This window comes from Chitinophaga oryziterrae, from assembly GCF_009758125.1.
GTDB lineage: Bacteria > Bacteroidota > Bacteroidia > Chitinophagales > Chitinophagaceae > Chitinophaga > Chitinophaga oryziterrae.
The window spans coordinates 130,685-150,454 of sequence record NZ_WRXO01000001.1 but is presented as its reverse complement, the minus strand read 5'-3'; the positions used below and the strand labels follow the sequence as shown (position 1 = coordinate 150,454).

21 protein-coding genes are annotated in these 19,770 nt (G+C 41.4%); 13 read left to right on the top strand and 8 right to left on the bottom strand.

Annotation, left to right across the window (positions count from 1 at the left end; translation table 11 throughout):
* Positions 1–149: 149 nt before the first annotated feature.
* The 4 genes from GO495_RS00640 to abc-f all read right to left on the bottom strand — a co-directional run bounded on the left by GO495_RS00640 (position 150) and on the right by abc-f (position 2,827).
* On the bottom strand, positions 150–299 hold the full coding sequence (locus GO495_RS00640; RefSeq protein WP_157297778.1) for a hypothetical protein: 150 nt from the start codon (positions 297–299) through the stop codon (positions 150–152).
* Between the two features lie 19 nt (positions 300–318).
* The gene (locus GO495_RS00635; RefSeq protein ID WP_157297777.1) at positions 319–597 is read right to left on the bottom strand and encodes a sigma factor; all 279 of its coding nucleotides are present in this window, start codon (positions 595–597) and stop codon (positions 319–321) included.
* A 66-nt stretch (positions 598–663) separates the two neighbouring features.
* Complete coding sequence (locus GO495_RS00630; protein WP_157297776.1) at positions 664–1,170, bottom strand: GNAT family N-acetyltransferase; 507 nt, start codon at positions 1,168–1,170, stop codon at positions 664–666.
* Between the two features lie 67 nt (positions 1,171–1,237).
* Positions 1,238–2,827, bottom strand: coding sequence for a ribosomal protection-like ABC-F family protein (gene abc-f, locus GO495_RS00625; protein WP_157297775.1), 1,590 nt, complete (start codon positions 2,825–2,827; stop codon positions 1,238–1,240).
* 371 nt (positions 2,828–3,198) lie between these two features.
* Here abc-f and GO495_RS00620 point away from each other — a divergent pair, with 371 nt between their 5' ends.
* A complete protein-coding gene (locus tag GO495_RS00620) occupies positions 3,199–3,615 on the top strand; it encodes a Calx-beta domain-containing protein (protein ID WP_157297774.1) in 417 nt (138 codons plus the stop codon).
* Positions 3,616–3,620: 5 nt separating this feature from the next.
* Positions 3,621–3,938 carry a T9SS type B sorting domain-containing protein gene (locus GO495_RS32590; RefSeq protein WP_420808905.1) on the top strand — a complete coding sequence of 106 codons (318 nt, stop codon included), beginning with the start codon at positions 3,621–3,623 and terminating at the stop codon, positions 3,936–3,938.
* A gap of 45 nt (positions 3,939–3,983) precedes the next feature.
* On the opposite strand, the gene GO495_RS00610 is transcribed toward GO495_RS32590, so the two are convergent.
* On the bottom strand, positions 3,984–4,340 hold the full coding sequence (locus GO495_RS00610; RefSeq protein ID WP_157297773.1) for a DUF805 domain-containing protein: 357 nt from the start codon (positions 4,338–4,340) through the stop codon (positions 3,984–3,986).
* Between the two features lie 175 nt (positions 4,341–4,515).
* Here GO495_RS00610 and GO495_RS00605 point away from each other — a divergent pair, with 175 nt between their 5' ends.
* Positions 4,516–5,097 (top strand): TetR/AcrR family transcriptional regulator, encoded by a 582-nt coding sequence (locus GO495_RS00605; protein WP_157297772.1) that lies wholly within the window; start codon positions 4,516–4,518, stop codon positions 5,095–5,097.
* Positions 5,098–5,144: 47 nt separating this feature from the next.
* Positions 5,145–5,939 (top strand): SDR family NAD(P)-dependent oxidoreductase, encoded by a 795-nt coding sequence (locus GO495_RS00600; protein WP_157297771.1) that lies wholly within the window; start codon positions 5,145–5,147, stop codon positions 5,937–5,939.
* 48 nt (positions 5,940–5,987) lie between these two features.
* Here the strand turns inward: GO495_RS00600 and GO495_RS00595 are convergent, their stop codons facing one another.
* The gene (locus GO495_RS00595) at positions 5,988–6,422 is read right to left on the bottom strand and encodes an SRPBCC family protein (RefSeq protein ID WP_157297770.1); all 435 of its coding nucleotides are present in this window, start codon (positions 6,420–6,422) and stop codon (positions 5,988–5,990) included.
* A 313-nt stretch (positions 6,423–6,735) separates the two neighbouring features.
* On the opposite strand from GO495_RS00595, the gene GO495_RS00590 reads away from it, so the two are divergent.
* Both GO495_RS00590 and GO495_RS00585 read left to right on the top strand, forming a co-directional pair.
* Positions 6,736–7,488, top strand: coding sequence for a pseudouridylate synthase (locus GO495_RS00590; RefSeq protein ID WP_157297769.1), 753 nt, complete (start codon positions 6,736–6,738; stop codon positions 7,486–7,488).
* A 122-nt stretch (positions 7,489–7,610) separates the two neighbouring features.
* Complete coding sequence (locus tag GO495_RS00585) at positions 7,611–8,294, top strand: alpha/beta fold hydrolase (protein ID WP_157297768.1); 684 nt, start codon at positions 7,611–7,613, stop codon at positions 8,292–8,294.
* 13 nt (positions 8,295–8,307) lie between these two features.
* Here GO495_RS00585 and GO495_RS00580 read toward each other — a convergent pair whose 3' ends face one another.
* Positions 8,308–8,916 carry a hypothetical protein gene (locus tag GO495_RS00580; protein ID WP_157297767.1) on the bottom strand — a complete coding sequence of 203 codons (609 nt, stop codon included), beginning with the start codon at positions 8,914–8,916 and terminating at the stop codon, positions 8,308–8,310.
* Between the two features lie 96 nt (positions 8,917–9,012).
* Complete coding sequence (locus GO495_RS00575; RefSeq protein ID WP_157297766.1) at positions 9,013–10,446, bottom strand: S41 family peptidase; 1,434 nt, start codon at positions 10,444–10,446, stop codon at positions 9,013–9,015.
* Positions 10,447–10,695: 249 nt separating this feature from the next.
* Here GO495_RS00575 and GO495_RS00570 point away from each other — a divergent pair, with 249 nt between their 5' ends.
* The 7 genes from GO495_RS00570 (at position 10,696) to GO495_RS00540 (ending at position 19,703) form a co-directional block, all read left to right on the top strand.
* Positions 10,696–11,847 carry a carboxypeptidase-like regulatory domain-containing protein gene (locus tag GO495_RS00570; RefSeq protein ID WP_157297765.1) on the top strand — a complete coding sequence of 384 codons (1,152 nt, stop codon included), beginning with the start codon at positions 10,696–10,698 and terminating at the stop codon, positions 11,845–11,847.
* Positions 11,848–11,893: 46 nt separating this feature from the next.
* Complete coding sequence (locus GO495_RS00565; protein WP_157297764.1) at positions 11,894–12,868, top strand: helix-turn-helix transcriptional regulator; 975 nt, start codon at positions 11,894–11,896, stop codon at positions 12,866–12,868.
* 74 nt (positions 12,869–12,942) lie between these two features.
* Positions 12,943–14,010, top strand: coding sequence for an alkene reductase (locus GO495_RS00560; protein ID WP_157297763.1), 1,068 nt, complete (start codon positions 12,943–12,945; stop codon positions 14,008–14,010).
* A gap of 138 nt (positions 14,011–14,148) precedes the next feature.
* A complete protein-coding gene (locus GO495_RS00555; RefSeq protein ID WP_157297762.1) occupies positions 14,149–14,541 on the top strand; it encodes a hypothetical protein in 393 nt (130 codons plus the stop codon).
* A gap of 170 nt (positions 14,542–14,711) precedes the next feature.
* Positions 14,712–17,900, top strand: a complete 3,189-nt coding sequence (locus GO495_RS00550; RefSeq protein ID WP_240915118.1) for a TonB-dependent receptor — start codon at positions 14,712–14,714, stop codon at positions 17,898–17,900.
* 67 nt (positions 17,901–17,967) lie between these two features.
* On the top strand, positions 17,968–18,567 hold the full coding sequence (locus GO495_RS00545) for an RNA polymerase sigma factor (protein WP_157297760.1): 600 nt from the start codon (positions 17,968–17,970) through the stop codon (positions 18,565–18,567).
* A 32-nt stretch (positions 18,568–18,599) separates the two neighbouring features.
* Positions 18,600–19,703 (top strand): FecR family protein, encoded by a 1,104-nt coding sequence (locus tag GO495_RS00540; RefSeq protein WP_157297759.1) that lies wholly within the window; start codon positions 18,600–18,602, stop codon positions 19,701–19,703.
* Positions 19,704–19,770: the final 67 nt, after the last annotated feature.

Here is a 19,770-nt window from a genome sequence, read left to right as displayed (position 1 = left end):
GTGTTATTCCGCAAGAACTAAATATAATAAGCACTATAAGAACAACAACCATTCGTGATTCACATGCATTATATAATTTCACCATAAAGTCTTTTTTACTCCCTATGTCTAAAATATCAATTTTATTCGTCATTCTGATTAAAAACACATCATTCCAGGATCTGACGGGAACGTTCCGGAAGATTGTTCAGTTCCCCGAGGATAATCTGTAATAATTCGGTTTGCAGCAGACGGGCATCAACAGCAATATCCGGTGCAGTACCGGTAGATATAAGAACATCTTCTGCTTTGTTTACCACATTACGATGTTTCAGTAAATCATAGCAGTGATTGCGTACGGCAATATATAAAAAATGATTTTATAGCATTGAAATGGGAGAACTGTTGCCTGCGTTCCCATAAGCTCGCAAATGCAGTACTGAAGATATCTTCGGCCTCTTCTTTCTGGCCTATTAACTTATGGGCGAAGTAACAAAGGGGACGTAACTGTTCATTAAATATCATACGGAACGCGGCATCATCACCCTGCGAAAAGCGTGATATGATATTCGGATCACTATAAAGCTGATTAGTATCTGAAATGCCGTTATTGGCCACCCCCTTGCGTTTGAGCCAAATTTAATCAAAAACATTTATAAGTAAAAGGTAACTCCTGTGTGAGAACTAAACAGCTTTCTCCATTTCTACCAGTTCCAATGGCGTTTTAGGATTACCAACATTAGTCGGAAAGGGCAGCAATTTCCCCGACTTAATAAATCCGCGGCGTTCATACCAACTAATCAGTTCAGTCCTCACACTGATTACGGAGATAGTGATCACATTACGGTGATGTTGTTTCGCAAAATTTTCTGACTCTTCCAATAAGATCCTCCCTACTCCCTTATTCTGAACAGAAGGTGATACACTTAACATACCCAGGTACAGTTTGGACGATCCTTTAGTTTCGAGGTATACTGAACCAATTATTCTATTTGTCTCATCTGTTAACTTAAGGATCGTTACATCTTTGTTATCCAGATACTTTATGATCATTTGTTCATTAACTCTTGATCCTTCAACAAGATGACCTTCAGATGTCCATCCATTCTCTGAATCTCCCCCCTTATATGCGCTGTTAATTAAATCAGTCAATTCAGGAATATCAGTCAGGCCGATTTTTTCTATCTTCATTTGTTTAGTATGGCTATAGTTTTAAATGAGCGCTAAGTTAAGATGTAAAAATCTTAATTTCAGAGGCTTATTCTACAACAATCAAACCATTCACCTGTATCTGTTTCAGGAAATATTCATCATGAGATACCACCAGCAGCGTTCCCTTACATTGATTAATAGCAGCCGTTAAGATCTCTATATTTTGAATATCCAGGTTGTTTGTAGGCTCATCCAACACAATGATGTCCGGGGCCTGATTACTGATCGTTAAGCAACAAAGTATCAATCGCATTTTCTCTCCACCGCTCAGGGTTTCACATGGCTTATCCCAATACTCTTTTGTGAACAGGAACCGGTTCAGGCGGATCTTGATCTCATGTTCCTGTAATGCACCGGAATTAAACTGTTGCGCCTGTTCGTAAACGCTGCGTGTATTATCAATTAGTGAATAGTCCTGGTCGATATAAATCGCCTTAACAACAGCTCTCTCAATAGTTCCTGATCGGGGTTGGAGTTCCCCCAGCATCATTTTTATCAGTGTTGTTTTACCTGAGCCATTCACTCCTTTCACAACAATGCGTTCCCCGCTCCTGATTTGAAAGCTCAACGCCTGTTTCCAGAGCAACTGATCATCATATCCAATATTCACATCCTTTGCCGTAATCAGTATTTTCCCATTATGCAATGCTGAATTATCAAAATCCATCTTCATCTTATCCATATCCGGCAGCTCTTTCCGCAATTGATTCAGTTCATCAGCAATGGATGTTACTTTTTCATCATGAACACCTTTCAAGCGGGAAGTACTTTTCTCCGCATTATTTCTGAGGGTATTCATTGAAATAGTAGGCAGACCCGCCTTTTCCTGCTTCTTCTTTCCACGGGCATCCAGCTTTTGTTGTCGTTCCAGAGATTCTCTTTCCGTTTCTTTCGCTTTACGCAATGCTTTTTCTTTGCTCTTCAGGTCCTGGTTCAACGCATCACTCTCAATCATTTTCTGTTCTGCATAGAAATCATAATTACCGCCATAGATGGTGATACCACGTTTACTGAGTTCATAAACGGTATTCAACAGATTTAATAATGTTCTGTCGTGACTGACCACTACTAAAGTGTTTGTCGTTGAATTTATATAATCGTACAGCATGTTTCTGCTGAGTGTATCCAAATGGTTACTTGGTTCATCCAATAAAACGATATCAGGCTGGTGTATGTGAATACCTGCAAGGAAAACTTTCGTTTTCTGTCCACCACTAAGGGTCCCCATCTTCTGATCAAGGTCTGATCCGTTTAGTTGCCAATGCGCAAAGGCTTCTTTGCACCGCTCTTCAATGGCCCAGTCATCATCCAGTAATGTCAGGTTTTCATCTGTTACATTACCATCCAGGATTTCCCTTAATGCGTTTAGTTTCCCTGCAATCCGAAGGGACTGAGCGATACTATGATCATTAAACTGGCCGAAAATCTGCGGCACATAATAAGGCGTTGAATCAGCCTTTACAAGTCCATGCGAAGGCTGTAAATTTCCGGCCAGGATTTTCAAAAGCGTAGATTTCCCCACACCATTATTGCCTATTAAGGCAATTTTATCTTGTTTATTAATGCTAAGATTAATATCAGTAAACAGTAAATCTCTGTTGGGATGGAGGTACGTAATACCTTGAAGAATAAGCATAACTTCTTTCTTTGAAGAGTGAATAATTACGAGGTCCGCTGTGCAGACCCTGTTTATTTTCCTGAAAGAAATTATATCTTACATTGAAGAATGAGTTTTTGGTTTAGCGTTGCAAAAATAAGAAATTTTGGAAAATAACGAAGTCTGTTACAGAATTCTTACTTAATCGAGTAATAATAAACACATTAAGATCCTGTAACTTAGTTAAGATTGTAGTCCTCCAGCTGATAATAAGAGTCATACTTAACCTCTAATTCCCCGGTTATGCACAATTTTACACTTCTGTTATTTTTGTTGCGAACACATTTTCCTCAAGCTGTGAGCTAAGTCTATAGCCAATATTTTCATGTACCCCTAATAATCTTCTCTTTATGAAACCATCACTACTTTTAGTGCTGCTATTTGTATGTAGCAGCATATCTGTATCTGCCGGTATTACCCACTGGTCTTTCACTACTGCGGACTTCCGTCATCAACTGGAACGATCTGTCCGTTTTGCAGGTTATCAAATTTCATTCAGCAATATTAAAGATGCAACAGAAAATGGAGCAGATGGCAGCTTTACTATTAATGTAATTGCCGATGGAGCTGTAACAGATACCGTGACCCTCACATATTCCGCAACAGGAAAGGCAAAGGCAGGAGTGGATTATGTAACCATTCCCTTAACAGTTACAATCCCTGTTGCTGCAGGAAGTGGCAGTATCACAATACCGGTACATACCATTAATGACAACATACTGGAATATACTGAAGCTTTCGCTGTTGAAATTCAAAGCGCCATTTAACAGATATTACTGTTTCCATTGAAGATAATGATCGTAGATCCACACATTGCAGGCCCGACAGACTCTTCATCCCGAATGTAATTACACCTGACGGAGATGGTAAGGATGATAAATTTGTGATCCGCGGACTGGAAAAATACCCGGATTCAAAGTTATTCATCTATAATCTGCTGCGAGGCGGAACATTGGTTTATCAGTCAAAAAATTATACGAATGACTGGGATGGACAAGGATGTTATCAGGGCTTGTATAGTTATATACTGGAAGTAAAAGAAGAAGGAAGGATAAAAATATATAAAGGGCCGTTGGTAATAATACGGTAAAGACATAATATCAGGGTGTCAAAAAATTTTGACACCCTGATATTATCATTCCTTCCCTATGGAATCAATTATATCCTCTGCGGAATCAGATTTTGGATTCGGCCCATATTCATTCGGTCCTTCATCCCCCCCCTTAAACAACAACAACAAAACGTAAAACGGAATGATCTGCCACCAACCGCTTTTACCTACATCATGGCATCTTTTAGCTCCCTGAGCATAGAGCATCCAGATCATAGGTATTAACAGGAGAGCATATATCATGGCTAATATAACATCAGAGTCGCTTCCTGATTCAGGTAAAATCTGGACAAGAACTAAGAAGATTAAATAAATAATCAGAGAAATGCCGTATTCGGTTCTTCTGATACGTCCCTTAAACGAAAATAGTTTTTTAAACATGTAGATTGATTTTAAACGAAATAGAAGATATTTTGGGTATAGGTATGTTTTGTCATATACAAAACAAAGTAAAATAATATTTTTTTATTGAAATAACCTAAGCCCTGAAAACATCTATTTTGTAGAAATTTACCTATTTTTGTAGTGAACAACACAAAATTGTGACACACTGAATATGAGAGGCAGACCAACCATATACGATGACAAGGACGTTCTGATGAAAGCACAGAAAGTCTTTTGGACAAAAGGCTTTACCGCCACTTCTTTAGAAGATATTCTCGGAGCCATAGGTATGGGTAGCGGAAGCTTTTATAATGCCTTTAAAGGGGGGAAAAAGGAGTTATTCAGAAAAGCAATTCTCCAACGCAGGGAAGCATTTAACCAGTTCAAAGAAGAATTGAATAAGAGTGAATCTCCCATAGACCTGATCAAAGACTTTTTCCGCAGTATTTCAAAAGATGACAGGCAAACCCATTTACAAGGTTGTATCATCGTTAACACGGTGGTAGAAATGGCATCTCTGGATGAAGACCTGGAAAAAGAAGCCGTCACGATCTTAAAAGAAGTGGAGCAAATGTTTACCGCCGCCATTGAGAAAGCACAGAAAAAAGGAACGTTAAAAAACCAGACAAACCCGGCGGTCCTGGGCCGTTATCTGATTACATTCTGGGGTGGTTTAAATATTTTAAGACGCATGTATCCGGATCACAAACAGCTGATCAAACAGATTGAAATGCAGCTCGAAATCATCAGTTAATTTTTTTACCAAATTTTGTAGTAATCAACACAAAAATAAAAACTCTTATGGATTTACAACTGAGATCAAAGACTGCCTTTGTCAGCGGATCAACACAGGGTATTGGCTTTGCCATTGCCAGACTATTACTTATTGAAGGGGTAAAAGTTATTATCAATGGAAGAACACAGGAAAAAATAGATACTGCTGTAGAAAAATTAAAGCAGGAAATACCAGCTGCAACAATTTCCGGAATAGCGGCAGATTTTGCCAATGTTGATGAGGTGAATAAATTATTAGCAATACTTCCTGAGATCGATATTCTAATAAATAATGTAGGCATATTTGATCTCAAGCCATTCGCAGATATCCGCGATGAAGAGTGGACAAAATTCTTTGAGGTGAATGTATTAAGTGGTATCCGGTTGTCCAGGTCTTTATTGCCTAAAATGCTGGCAAAAAACCAGGGCAGAATTATTTTTATCAGCAGTGAATCCGGCATCAATATTCCTGAACACATGATCCATTATGGCATGACTAAAACCGCGATGCTGTCTATCAGTCGTGGCCTGGCGCAGCTTACCAAAAACACTGCGGTTACCGTAAATACTATCATAGGTGGGCCTACTTACTCCGAAGGTGTAGCGGGTGCGGTCGGGCAAATTTCAGCAGCACAAAAGCAGCCTGTTGAACAGGTGAAAAAGGACCTGATGAAAACGTTAAACCCCACTTCACTATTACAACGCTTTATTGATCCTTCTGAAATTGCCACGCTGGCAGTATATCTTGCCAGTCCACTGTCAATAGCGACAAATGGCGCTGCGCTGCGTGCAGATGGTGGTGTTCTCAATACTATAATATAAGCTTAGCAGCCGTCTCAAATGAGACGGCTTAATTATCCATAACTGTCATTATTTCTCTATCTGTTTCTTCAATATTTCCAAAGTAACATTCCAGTAAAAAGCTAAATGTCTGTATATTTCTTCTGTTGGGAAATTACTAATTGTTAACGTAAGGATTGTCTGATTTTCTATTGGCGATAATATAAATTCAATAATGGAATAATTCTTCAAATCATCTGGAAGTTTTGATAATGAACTCAGATGATTGTATTGAAGTTTCTCCCCCTGTTCAAATGCTAAGACGGTCCCGTTATTCTCAAAATACATTCCATGTAAATCACCACGAATAATTATCGGGCTTCCTGTTTTCCAGTCTGTAATTACATCAATATCTGTTTCGAACATCCATTTCTTCATTAACACCGGAGTTGTCAATATGTCCCAGACTTCCGGGGCTGAAGCCTGAATAGTAACAGCTTTCTTAAATATTTCGTTGGGTTGCATATTACAAATATAGGTAGTGGCTCAGTTTGATTACATAATCTTTGCGGCAGGTGTCGTTAATCGATAAATACACCTTATCTGACGTGAATATCAGGTGAAGTTAAATTGAAAAACAAATGCTGAACCCATATTCCAAAGCTAAATCAGAGAACTAAACAGTCAGATGCAGTGTATTTATGATTAACAACACCTGACAATCTATGCTGTTATAATATTCAAACTGAGTCACCACCCATATATATTAGAAGGATTTCCCAAAAGAATTAAAGTAACTTTGCCCCCGCTTAATCATCTGGGATTTTATTTAACTACTATGCCTGTCTCTTTTTTTGATAATTCCCCGGAGGTATATGCATTGGCCGAAGGACTTACTTTTTCATTGGAGAATGAACGTCACCCGCTCTGTCTGCTTGCCGCGGAGCAGCTACAATTACACCTGCAGCATCAACAGGAATGGAATCACAACTTCGGTTTATCATCTGAAGCAGAAGGGACCGTTATTGGAAAGATGTTTGGCGTGCTGGTAGTACGAACAGAACAACAGGGACTGGGGTATCTTGCTGCCTTTTCGGGTAAATTAGCCAACGGGAATTACCATGCTAAATTTGTTCCGCCCATCTTTGATGGAATGGCAGAAGGAGGATTCCTGAATGAAGGGATGACAAAACTGACTCAGATTAACGGAGAGATCAATACACTGGAATTAGTTGAAAATGAAACGTATAAAGAAGAAATAAGGTTACTGAAAATATTAAGGAAAACCCATTCGCTCTCTTTGCAGAATAAGATTTTTGATCAATATCATTTTCTGAATAAAGATGGCGAATCAAAAAGTTTAGTGGAGCTTTTTGAAAGTGCCGGTTATAAGAGTCCGCCTGCAGGCGCAGGGGAATGTGCAGCGCCAAAGCTGTTACAATATGCCTTCCATAACAGAATGGAGCCATTAGCCCTGGCGGAATTCTGGTGGGGATTATCACCTAAATCAGCTGCGTGGAAACATGGGCAGTTTTATTCGCCCTGCAAGGAAAAATGCGCACCTATACTGGCACATATGCTTACGCGATGATTAAGGAATTCTTTACCGGAGAAAGCAGGAAAGATCGTAAGGCCAATCCATTTGAAGGCCTATATCTCCATTGAACTTTTTCAAATCGGCCGTGTTACTTTCCATGTATGATAAAAAACTTCATGAAACGATCTTTATTAATACTCCACGGTGCTATTGGCGCCTCTTCTCAGCTGAAAGCTATTGCAGGAAAGCTATCAGTAAATTATGACGTACATCTTTTCGATTTCCCTGGTCATGGTGGAAAAGAACTGCCAGACAAACCGTTCTCTATAGCACTTTTTTCAGCGGCGGTATTGAGTTATATACAGGAGAATAAGCTACAGCAGCTAACTATTTTTGGTTATAGCATGGGTGGATACGTAGCTATGCATCTTGCTAAATATTATCCGGCGTTCATCAACAGGATCATTACACTTGGTACCAAATTTCATTGGGATGAGGCAACTGCCTCCAAAGAAATCAAAATGCTGGATGCTGCTGCCATCGTTGCTAAAGTTCCGGCATTTGCGGCGGCCCTGGAAGAAATGCATGCACCCAATGACTGGAAAGATATCCTGCAACGGACAGCAAATATGCTGATAGAAATGGGCAGAGATAATCCGCTGAAACCGGAAGATTACAAAGAAATAAAAATCCCTTCTTTGATCATGCTGGGCGATAGGGACAGGATGGTTACGCTGGAAGAAACTGTGGCTATATATAAAAGCCTCCCGGATGCACAGATGGCAATGTTACCCGGCACACCTCACCCGGTAGAACAGGTGAATCCGGCATTAGTGAGTTATTTAATTGAAAGAACGTAAAGTATGGAAATGGTTATTTTAAAATCTTGCCAACACCCTCTAGTGGTTCACCCTTTTCAACCTCTTCTGATGTTTTCTTCAGCAGGCCCCACCAGCCGGCAAAACCTAAATCCTTATCAGGCGCTTCATTGGTCAGTGCGATCATATCTTTCCAGGCTTTGCAGTACAGGATGAATTTATTGAGGATATGCAAACGGGAATCTAACGAGGTAGTACTGGCAAAATGTAATCTGATACCTTTTTCCTTTGATAAGGAAAGAATGACCTGCTCTCCCCCTTTTGTAGTAAAAGCATATGCCTGAAGCTCCTCCGGCAGTTCCGTTCTAAACATCCCTTTCTCTATCAATCCTAATGTTTCTAACAGATTGGCGGTAATATAACTCCAGTAGTCTTTTGTAATACTATAAACCTGTGTCCATTTTTCGGTAATAGGCGAGGCCGCAAACTTAGCATCCTGATCAGCGGGAAGCCACATAGCGTATTCAACATCCTTTAAACTGTCCCATTCTATCAGATTCAGCTCCTGTTGAAACTCAACAATAAACCTGGCAAGGGTCTTCCCTGCCGGTTGATTGATGGTTTCCGGTACATGTTTGCTAAAAATCTTTTTGAAAAAGCTCATTGTGCAGGTGTAAAGCGTTTGTAGTATAAATATAATAAATATTCCATAAGTTTCATACTATTAACTGATTTAAACCATTGCTGAGATGGGTTGATTTTAATGAATCAGGCTCACTGCCTTCTTTATATCAAGATCTGTTTTATTCACAATATCTTCTGCACTATACACAACTGTATAAGCAGGAATAACGCCATGCCCCAATACCGGGTGTTTAGCGACCGAGACAAGACGCATCCAGGGAAACTCTACAACAACCCCTGTGTTTGGTAATGTCAAATGCTGGATAGTCCCACCACTGCAACCATCCTCACTCCCGGCAGTTTCCCTTCCGATAAAGACGGCGTTTTTACATTGCGCGGCAATGGCCGTAGCAGAATGTGCTCCTGCAGAGAACGTAGCACCATCAATTAAAACGAATAACTGACCTTTAAAATGATCTGCGCTATCAATGGCGATAGTACTAAGCAAATCTCCAAAGGCAGGTTTAAAATTGATATGATAATAGCTGCCTTCCTTCTCACCGGCACTAAACCCTTCATTAAAACTGGCAGTCCGGGAAGTATCAAAATATTTTTCAAAATGGTTTATCGCAGGATTGGGTATCCTTGACCTTACATCACTGACAATATGAAAAGACGAATCCGCCAGGTAAGTCAATAACTTAGTCGCTATCCTGATATCACCGCCTGTATTATGCCTCAAATCAACGATCAGGTTTTTAATTCCTTTTGTATGTATCTGCTTAAAAGCTTCTTTAAACACAATCGTATCACTATACTGATAACTCTTCACTTCCAGCCATGCAGTGGAAGAGTGCTTTAAGAACCGAAGTGGTAAATCAGCTGCTTCCATCCAGCTTGTATCAATATCAGCTTGTTTTTCAGATATGCTGTTATCTGTTGATCTTTCAAGCTGAATATTTTTCAAAAGACCTTCCTTTGTACGAACAGCGATATGATAAGGGGCTTCCCAGTGATAATATTTATTACAGACATCTTCAAACCCATCATATTCGCTCAGAAATAATTCCTTGAAAGTTTCATTATACCCGTCTCCTGCATACAAATCATATCCATGATCAATTATCTCTGCAACAGGCGTATTATTCATACTTAATATTTCATCACCGGTATTAAGCTCTTTTGCCTGATGAGTAGTGACCCAGGCATGATGGTCCCGCACCAACACTTCAAAAGGCAAATGAGGCTCTTTCATATTTTTATACCCGGCAGAGTGCCTGAGTTGTGTATGTCCGCAACGCAGATGACTCAGCAAAGGATAAACATGACTGATAAAATCAGTTTCGGACATAGGTGCATTGATAGACCTGACGGTTTCCTCATATACTTTCTGTAAACTGTCTACAGGCGTATAAAGACCATAAGCCGGATGTATTTCCTTAATAGACATCCAGAGGATGGAAAGATCATCCTGCATACCTTTTACAGATAATTCCTGATTGGTAGTCCCGGCTGGTCGATGACAGCCTGCGACAATAATAGCTGCCAGTAAATAAAAGATGGTTCTCATTAAGAGTAAAATACAAAAAGTATCTTACTTCTGACAGCCTGTTCCCTGTACTTATTTTACAGGAATTATCATTCCCTCTCCGGTAATATCCAGTAAATGTACATTAGGATGCAACGTGAATACCGCCTGTCTGATCGATTGCATAATTAAAGATAGAAAAGATCGAATAAAAGTGAACATCAACAGATGGAAACAGGGTATACACAGAATAAATGGCATCTATGGGGAAATAAGCGCGTTATTTTGCTTATGAGGAAGATTTTGTTGATATGTATTAACTTAACTTTAACGTTACTGGCATACTCACAGGTGAAGATCAGCGGCACCGTAGTGTCAGAAACCGATGGTAAACCATTGGGGTTTGCCAATGTATTTATCAACAATACAATGAAAGGGGCCACTACTGCCGAAAACGGCACTTTCACGATTAAAGATGTAGCGGCAGGCAAATATCAGCTCATCGCTTCTTATGTTGGGTATGAAACGATCTCTAATGATGTGGAAGTGATCAATGATAATATCAGCATCAGGATCACGATGAAACCCAAAGCAACTGTCTTAAAAGCGTTTGAAGTAAAGCGCGATCCTAACAGAGAGGCATATATCAAGAAGTTTAAAGAAACATTCATCGGAAAAAGTGTCAATTCCAAACTTTGTAAACTAATGAATGATGAAATCCTGGATATAGGATATAATAAGATGGATGACGCATTAGAGGCAACCAGTGATGATTATCTCATCGTAGAAAACAAAGCACTGGGATACCGGGTAAGATTTCTGCTGAAACAATATACGAACTCTGAAAAACATAACTTCATTTCTTACTACGGATATGCATTTTACGAAAACCTGCCTACCAAAAAGAAAGCACAGAAAAAACTATGGATGGAGAATCGGGAAAAAGCATACCATGGGTCCTCTCTCCACTTCTTCCGTACGCTGATTCAGGGAGATACACAAGAGGAAGGATTTACGATGAATGAGATCATCAGGAAAAAGAGGGTATCAGGATATATAAAAGACTCTGCAACATCCGAAGCGAAGATCATGCTAAGCAGAGATGCTTATGCAGAAGATGATAGTTACGCCAACTATAGAATGCCCGCGCAATTGAAACCATCAGAGTTAATCAGCCAGTCGGATTCTATACCTGAAAAATACATCCTTCACTTCGATCATTTCCTGCTGGTGACTTATACCAAAGAAGAGGAAGAAGCAGGATATGCTAAAACACAGGGCAGAAGACCCCGCTACCAGGAATCAATGATACGGTTTCAAAAACCCTATTGTATTTTCAGTAAAGAAGGATTGTGCGAAGACCCGATGGCTATGATTTTTAGCGGATACTGGGGATGGGAAAAAATAGCTGAACTGGTACCATATGATTATAAATCTAATTAGTGTTTATTATACAACTCAACTACTAATTACCTATATTTAGCCCCATATGTTATTCGAATTTGTAGCCAATCATGATTTCAACTTTCTAAGCAGCTTTGCACAGAAGTTTAATATTCCTTTTGATGGGGAAAAACTCATAATCCCAGCTTCTCTGGGAGAAGGCAGTATTCGTAAAATTGACCTGGGACCGGAGTTTAAACTGCTCCTGCATCAGTATACGTTTAAAGAAGAGTTTGTACTTAAATGTGTAGCACCTGATGATAATCATGACATCATTACTATTCTCTTTCATTGTAATGAAGATCTTGCCAAATTATCCATTGACGGCCATGCACAAATTCAGTTTTCTAAAAACACAGATGCGGCAGTACAGATTACTTCCAGTATACTGGACTCAGAAACCCGCTTCCCTGCTAATAAAGAAATCAACTTTACCGTGGTCGGTATCAGGGCATCACTCCTTAGCTCCCTGTTAAGTACCGACAAGCCCAATAACGCGATACAAATGGTAACAAGCGGTTCCCCTGATTTCCTGTTTTATGAAAGTATGAGTCAGGATATGAGAAAGTTATTACATCAGTTAGCCGATACAAAAGAAGAAATCAATTTAAGCCCCTTTTATTATAAGATCCGGGTACAGGAATTACTATACCTGCTATTTGAAAAGCTGTTAAAGCGGCAACAACGACCTGTTCACAAAGCTGATATAGAAAAGTTGTTCGTTGTGAGAGCAGCCGTGTTATCAGACCTTAGTAATCCTCCCCGTTTGGAGGACCTAGCCAAAATGGCCGACATGAGTGAAACTAAAATGCGTGATTTATTCAAACAGGTATTTGGTAACAGCATTTACAACTATTTCCAGAAAGCAAGAATGGAAGAGGCCGCGTTTAAATTAAAACAAGCAGGCTATTCTGTTTCTGAAGTCGGTTATCAGCTTGGCTTTTCTAACCTGAGCCATTTCAGCCGCTTATTTGAAAAACACATTGGCGTAAAACCTAAAAAATACGCTTCCGGCAAATAGGGCTATTTTTCAGTTGATCCGGGCTATTTTCCCTTTATGCATTGTCAGACATTTGTATCATAAAATTATAAATTATGAACAAGGTACTTACCCCATACGCAAAACTCGGACTCAAGAATCACCTGGTAATGGCCCCTATGACACGTAGCAGAGCTATCAACAACATTCCTAATGAATTAATGGCCGAATATTATGGTCAACGCACAGGCGCAGGACTTATTATAACAGAAGGTACAGCCCCTGCTGCGGAAGGATTAGGATATCCACGCATTCCAGGTGTATTCTTACAGGAACAGATCAATGGCTGGAAAAAAATAACATCCGCTGTGCATGCCGGTAACAGCAAAATCTTCGTACAATTAATGCATACAGGCCGGATAGGTCATAAAGACAATCTGCCTGAAGGAGTGGAACTGGTAGGACCTTCTGATATCAAAGCAGCAGGACAGATCTTTACAGATACTAAAGGGATGCAAAATCATTCCACACCCATAGCCTTAACAACCGCAGGTGTAAAGGAAGTGATCAAACAACATATCACCGCTGCTAAAAACGCTGTTGAAGCAGGCTTTGATGGTATAGAACTGCATGGCGCCAATGGCTACCTGATAGAACAGTTCTTAAATCCTAACGTCAATAACCGTACTGATGAATATGGGGGAAGTATAGAGAAACGTGCAGCGATAGCAATAGAAATGGTCAAAGGCGTTGCAGCTGCTATTGGTAAAGATAAAACAGGCATCCGCTTTTCTCCGTTTAACACATTGGGAGATTTACAACCCTATGAAGAAGAAGAAGTACACCAGACTTATATTTACCTTGCACGGGAAATGGATAAAACAGGCATCGCCTACATCCATATTGGCGTATCTGCAAAGATCCCTCAAAAAACACTTGATGGAATACGTGCAGCATTTAAAGGCACTATTATACTTTGTAACGGACTTACTCCTGCCACTGCCGAACAGACTTTAAACAATGGCTTCGCTGATCTGATTGCCTTTGGAAGGGCTTTTCTCGCCAACCCTGATCTGGATAAACGTATTGCAGATAATGCAACATTAAATGCTCCGGATTTTGCAACGGCTTATACACCAGGGGCAAACGGTTATACAGATTATCCGGTATTGAACAGGCTTTGAAACAGGTTCTGAACAGGCTTATCCTCCGTTTTTAAACGTAGGATAAGCCTGTTCAGAACCTGTACTTCCTTATCTGATCTCTATATCTCTATATCTCTGCGCTGTTTGTACTATATTCGAACCTTAATACACTCAATTATGCCAAGAGATTACATGTTAGATATGGTGGAAGAATTTGGACGTACGCTCAGGGCAGTCCTTGATCTGAAGAACGAAAATCCTGTAAAAGCTATGGAGATCATCGCTACTGCTTTTCATGGAACAAAGTTCAGGGATAAAGCATTCTTTGATAGTCTGAGTGCAGATCAACTGGGAAAGTTCATAGAAGAGAACAATATAGATTACAGATCACTGGACCTGTTCATAGATCTTCTTTTAGAAGAGATAGATATCATTGCAGATAAAAAGCTATTAATATCTAAAGTTGATTTCCTCATTCAGTACACCTATCAGAAGGAAAGAGAGCACAAGATATTTTCACTCAAACGCAACCAGCAGCAGGAAAGATTAAAACATCTTTTACAACGTTAACCCAATACATTAAAATTCTCTCTATGTTGTTTTTTTGTTAAATCTGGTTGAAAAAATATAGTATCTTGTATATGTTGTTAAAGATTGACCGCCCGATTGTTTAAGTGTAGCCATTAATCACCAATAATATAAAGATGTATCAACCAAATCTAAATCTAAACAAGATAGTCTTGTGCTTTCTGGTCTATTGTTTCCTTTTTGCAAAAACCCAGGCCCAGGTAACGACCGCCACCCTGAGCGGTATTGTGAAAAATGAAGCAGGACAAGCACTTCCCGGCGCTACGGTGAGAGTAGCCTTCAACGATGCCGGTATTAATAAAGGATTGGTTACCAAATCTGATGGTAGCTTCCTCGTCCCCAACCTTCGTGTAGGCGGCCCCTATACGGTTACCGTTTCTTTCACAGGCTTCGCTACACTCACGGCCTCCAACATATACCTCAACCTGGGGCAAAACACCGCCCTCGATCTGCGCCTGAATGAGGCAGCAGGTAAACTCAATGAAGTAGTCATCAGCGGACGCTCCACCATTTTCAACGATCAGCGCACCGGCGCCTCTACCAATATCAGTGCTACACAAATCCGTCAACTGCCTACTATCTCCCGCTCTGCGGATGATTACCTGCGCCTGACGCCATCGGCTTCCCCTACCTATAACGGGATCTCTTTTGCAGGTAGAAACGGGCAGTATAACAACTTCTCCCTGGACGGAGCCGTGTTCAACAACCCGTTCGGACTGGATGCCCCTACTCCCGGTGGACAAACAAACGCACAACCTATTTCCCTGGACGCTATTGACCAGATACAGATTAACATCGCTCCTTATGATGTGACACAATCTGGTTTTACCGGTGCAGGTATCAACACCGTTACCAAAAGCGGTAGCAACAAATTCGCAGGAACAGTATACGCCTTCTACCGCAATGATGCCATTTCAGGTAATAAAATAGATGGTCAGAAACTGACCGTACCTACACTTGATCATTTTCAGGGAGGATTTTCACTGGGCGGAGCCATCAAAAAAAATAAACTGTTCTACTTCGTCAACTTCGAAACAGAACAACGAAAAGACGGAGCCAGCGCTTATGTAGCCAGGAATAATTCCAATGCAGGGGATGTAACGACTTCCCGCGTTCTACAATCTGACCTGGACGCTGTAAGCAAACTGCTGTTCGATAAATACAGTTATGTAACCGGTCCTTATCAGAATTATGACCTCAAACGCAGCAACTATAAATGGCTGGCTAAAATCGACTGGATCATCAGTGATAAACATACCCTCTCCTTTACTTATAACGGACTGGATGCCAAACAGGATAAACCAGCGCATCCTAACGCTATTAACCGCCGCGGACCGGATGCCATTACCCTGCAATTCAAAAACTCAGGTTATGAAATGGTCAATAAGCTCAACTCATTCGGCCTGGAACTCAAATCCAACTTCAACAGCACCTATTCAAATAAGCTAAGGGCAGTATATACCTCTTTCAGAGATAAGCGTAACCCTTTTTCTACCCCTTTCCCGGTGCTGAATATCACTAAATACAACACGCCTTATATAGTAGCCGGTTATGAACCGTTCTCCATTAATAACGTACTGAACCAGGACGCTTTGCAGTTAACTGATAACTTCAATATCGTACTACCCAAACATACACTCACCATAGGCGCTTCCTATGAACAGTTCAAATTCGGCAACTCCTTTAACCTTACCGGCTTCGGATTTGATGTGTTTACACCTGTAGATATCAGTACCTTCCTCACCAACGCTGCTGCCGGTGCTTACGATGCCACTGTGGCCTATGATAAAAACCGTGCGGCGGCAGACCAGTGGACCTGGTATTACCTTACTGTTGGTCAGGCTTCGGCATATGCACAGGACGAATGGACCCCTGCCAGCAACTTTAAACTGACTTACGGTGTTCGTTTTGATAAAGCACTCTATTACCCGGGCAAAGCCAGTTATAAAAGCCCGAACGTAAATACAGACGGGACCTTCGCAGGAACCTATGTAACCGGCTCCCCTACCGTCCCCAATTCTGATAACTTAACATTATACGATGAAAACGGAAACCCTGTAAAGAACGGCCCCGGACAGGAAATAGATAATACCCGTATGCCCAGCGGCAAGATCCTCGTATCTCCCCGCTTAGGTTTTAACTGGGATATAAAAGGAGATAAAACAGTGCAGCTGAGAGGTGGTACAGGTCTGTTCACCGGCCGTTTCCCTTTTGTATGGGTGGGTAATGCCATCGGTAACCCATTTACGGGTTATTACAATGTAACAGCGCGTAATTTCAAATGGCCACAGATATGGCGATCTAATATCGGTCTGGATTACAAACTGCCAACAGGGACCATCTTAACAGCAGATGTGGCTTATTCCAAAGATGTAAACTCAATGATGGTGCGTGATTACGGATTAGGTACCCCCACCGGTGTATTGAATTCCAGTACTGGTGATAACCGTAACGTATACCTGGCAAGCGATAAAGGCAATACATCCACCTATGTGTTCACCAACACAAAAATCGGCTATTCCTTCAACACCTCATTCCAGGCCCAGCAGACATTCAGAAAGGGCTACTTCCTGATGCTGGGATATAATTATCTCATCGCTAAAGATGCCAGCTCTATCTCCGCAGAGATTTCAGGGGATGCTTTCGACCGTAACCCTGTAATTGGCAATGCCAATAAAGCGGTAGAATCTACGTCCCTGTATGGCAACACTCACCGCATCGTACTGGCAGGTATCAGGAAATTCGAATATGGCAGCGGCAAATATGCGACTATCATTTCCTTTTTCAGCAACTGGACCAGCGGTAACCGCTTCTCTTATGTATATGGAGGAGACCTGAACAATGATGGTTCTGCTGCCAATGACCTGATGTATGTGCCTACCAGGGCAGAAATCGGACAGATGAACTTTGCCCCTTTAACAGATGTTGAAGGAAATGTACAGGATGCCGCTGCACAAGGTGCTGCGCTGGAAGCCTTCATCGGACAGGATAAATATCTGAGCAAACACCGCGGACAGTATACCGGCAAATATGCAGGGGTAACCCCATGGTTCAGTCAACTGGACCTTCGCATTCTGCAGGACTTCAAGTTCAAAAGCAGCGGTAATACATTCCAGGTAAGCCTGGACGTGGTGAACCTGGGTAACCTGATCAGCAGTAAATGGGGATTACGTAAATATGCCAGTACTACCGGCTACTATCAGCCCCTTACCTATGCCGGCAAAGACACCAATGGCAAAACCATCTACCAGTTCGACCCTTCCCAGAAAAACACCTTCACGACCAGCCCCGACCTGCCTTCCAGATGGCAGCTCCAGCTGGGACTACGATATATTTTCTAGTTGTAGAAAAGCCGCCGGAAAAACCTGGCGGCTTTTTTATTAGCTTTACACGACCGACCAAAATGGAATGCATCAGCTAGAAAATGAGAAGGAGTTGCTTCAACGCATAGCCGGCTCCAGCCAGGAAGCGTTTAAAATATTGCATGATCACTATGCCAGACATGTGTATGGACTGGCACTCCGTTTAATGAAATCACCGGAATTAGCGCAGGACCTTACCCAGGAAATCTTCGTAAGGGTATGGGTAAAACGGGAACTACTCTCTGATATTCAGCAATTCAGACCATGGCTGAATACCATCTCCAGGAATATGGCGCTGGATTACCTCCGTAAAAAGGTGGCCGCTCCTTCCAATGAGGAGTACATGATCAACTTCTTCAGCGACCTCACTCCTTCTGCAGAAGAGAATCTTGCATTGAAACAACTGGAAGGCGCTATCAGACAAGCCGTAGACCAGCTATCACCACAACTGAAAACAGCATTCACGCTCAGCCGCTTCCAGGGACTCACACATATGGAAATAGCGCAACGGATGAATATTTCACCCATCACTTCTAAAAGTCACCTTGTCCGGGCACTGGCAATTATTCGTAAATACCTGGAAGAGCATTATCCTGACATTGCATTGGTGGTCATTTTATACCTGACGCCATTTTTTTTCAATTAGCATGCATTACCCCCCTATATATATTTCGTCTTATGAGTATGTACATTTCTGACGAGGATTTTAAGGTCTTGTTTCAAAAGTATGTCGATGATACGATGACACCGGAAGAATTCCGGCAGTGGCGTATTATGCTATTGGATGAAGCCAATACGGCCCGGCTGGATGAGATGCTGGAAGCACTGGCAGCAGTGGACCAGTCGGAATACGGAAAGGATGCTTTCATATATGGGCCACAGAAGGTACGCAGCCTGCGCATCTGGTGGGCCGCCGCCGCAGCTTTACTGGTAGTAATAGGTATAGGCTTTTTGCTCAGACAACGGCCTGTTTCCCATCCGCAACTGGCAGAGAAATACGATATAGCACCTGGCAGCAAGAAAGCAGTATTAAAACTGGCAGACGGATCAGTGATCACGCTGGATAGCGCGTCAAAAAGAGAAATACACCAGGGAAATACCACCGTGCAACAGGTACACGGACAATTAAACTATACCGGCACAGAGGACGTAGGTATCAATATACTCACCACTCCCCGGGGTGGACAGTTCCAGGTAGTATTACCTGACGGGACCAGGGTATGGCTGAACGCAGCCTCTTCCCTTACCTATCCTACCGCTTTCAAAGGAGCCGTAAGACTGGTAGAAGTAAGCGGGGAAGCCTATTTTGAAGTAGCAAAAGACGACAGGAAACCATTCAGGTTAAAGATCAATAAGCAGGACAATTACATAGACGTATTAGGGACACATTTCAATATAAACGCATATACCGATGAAGATGCCATCCGGTCTACATTACTGGAAGGACGTATCAAATTCAACACAACATTATTATCTCCCGGCCAGCAGGGCGTTTTACAGGCCGGAACAGTACGCGTACTGAACACCGTAGATACAAGCGCTGTAATGGCCTGGCGCAACGGAATTTTCAATTTTGAGGGACAACATCTGAAAGAAGTAATGCGTCAGTTGTCCAGATGGTATGACATCGATGTAGTATATGAGCAGGATGTGCCTGATGTTGTTTTCGGAGGTAAAATATTACGTAATATAAGTCTTACACAATTACTCAAGATCCTGGAAGACGCAGACATTCATTTCAGACTTGATAAAGGGGGGAAATTAATTATACAGCCAAAATAGAGGACCAACCATCATTAAAAAAACGAAAACCGGAAGTGGTTCGAAGCACTTCCGGCTATTAGTTCGG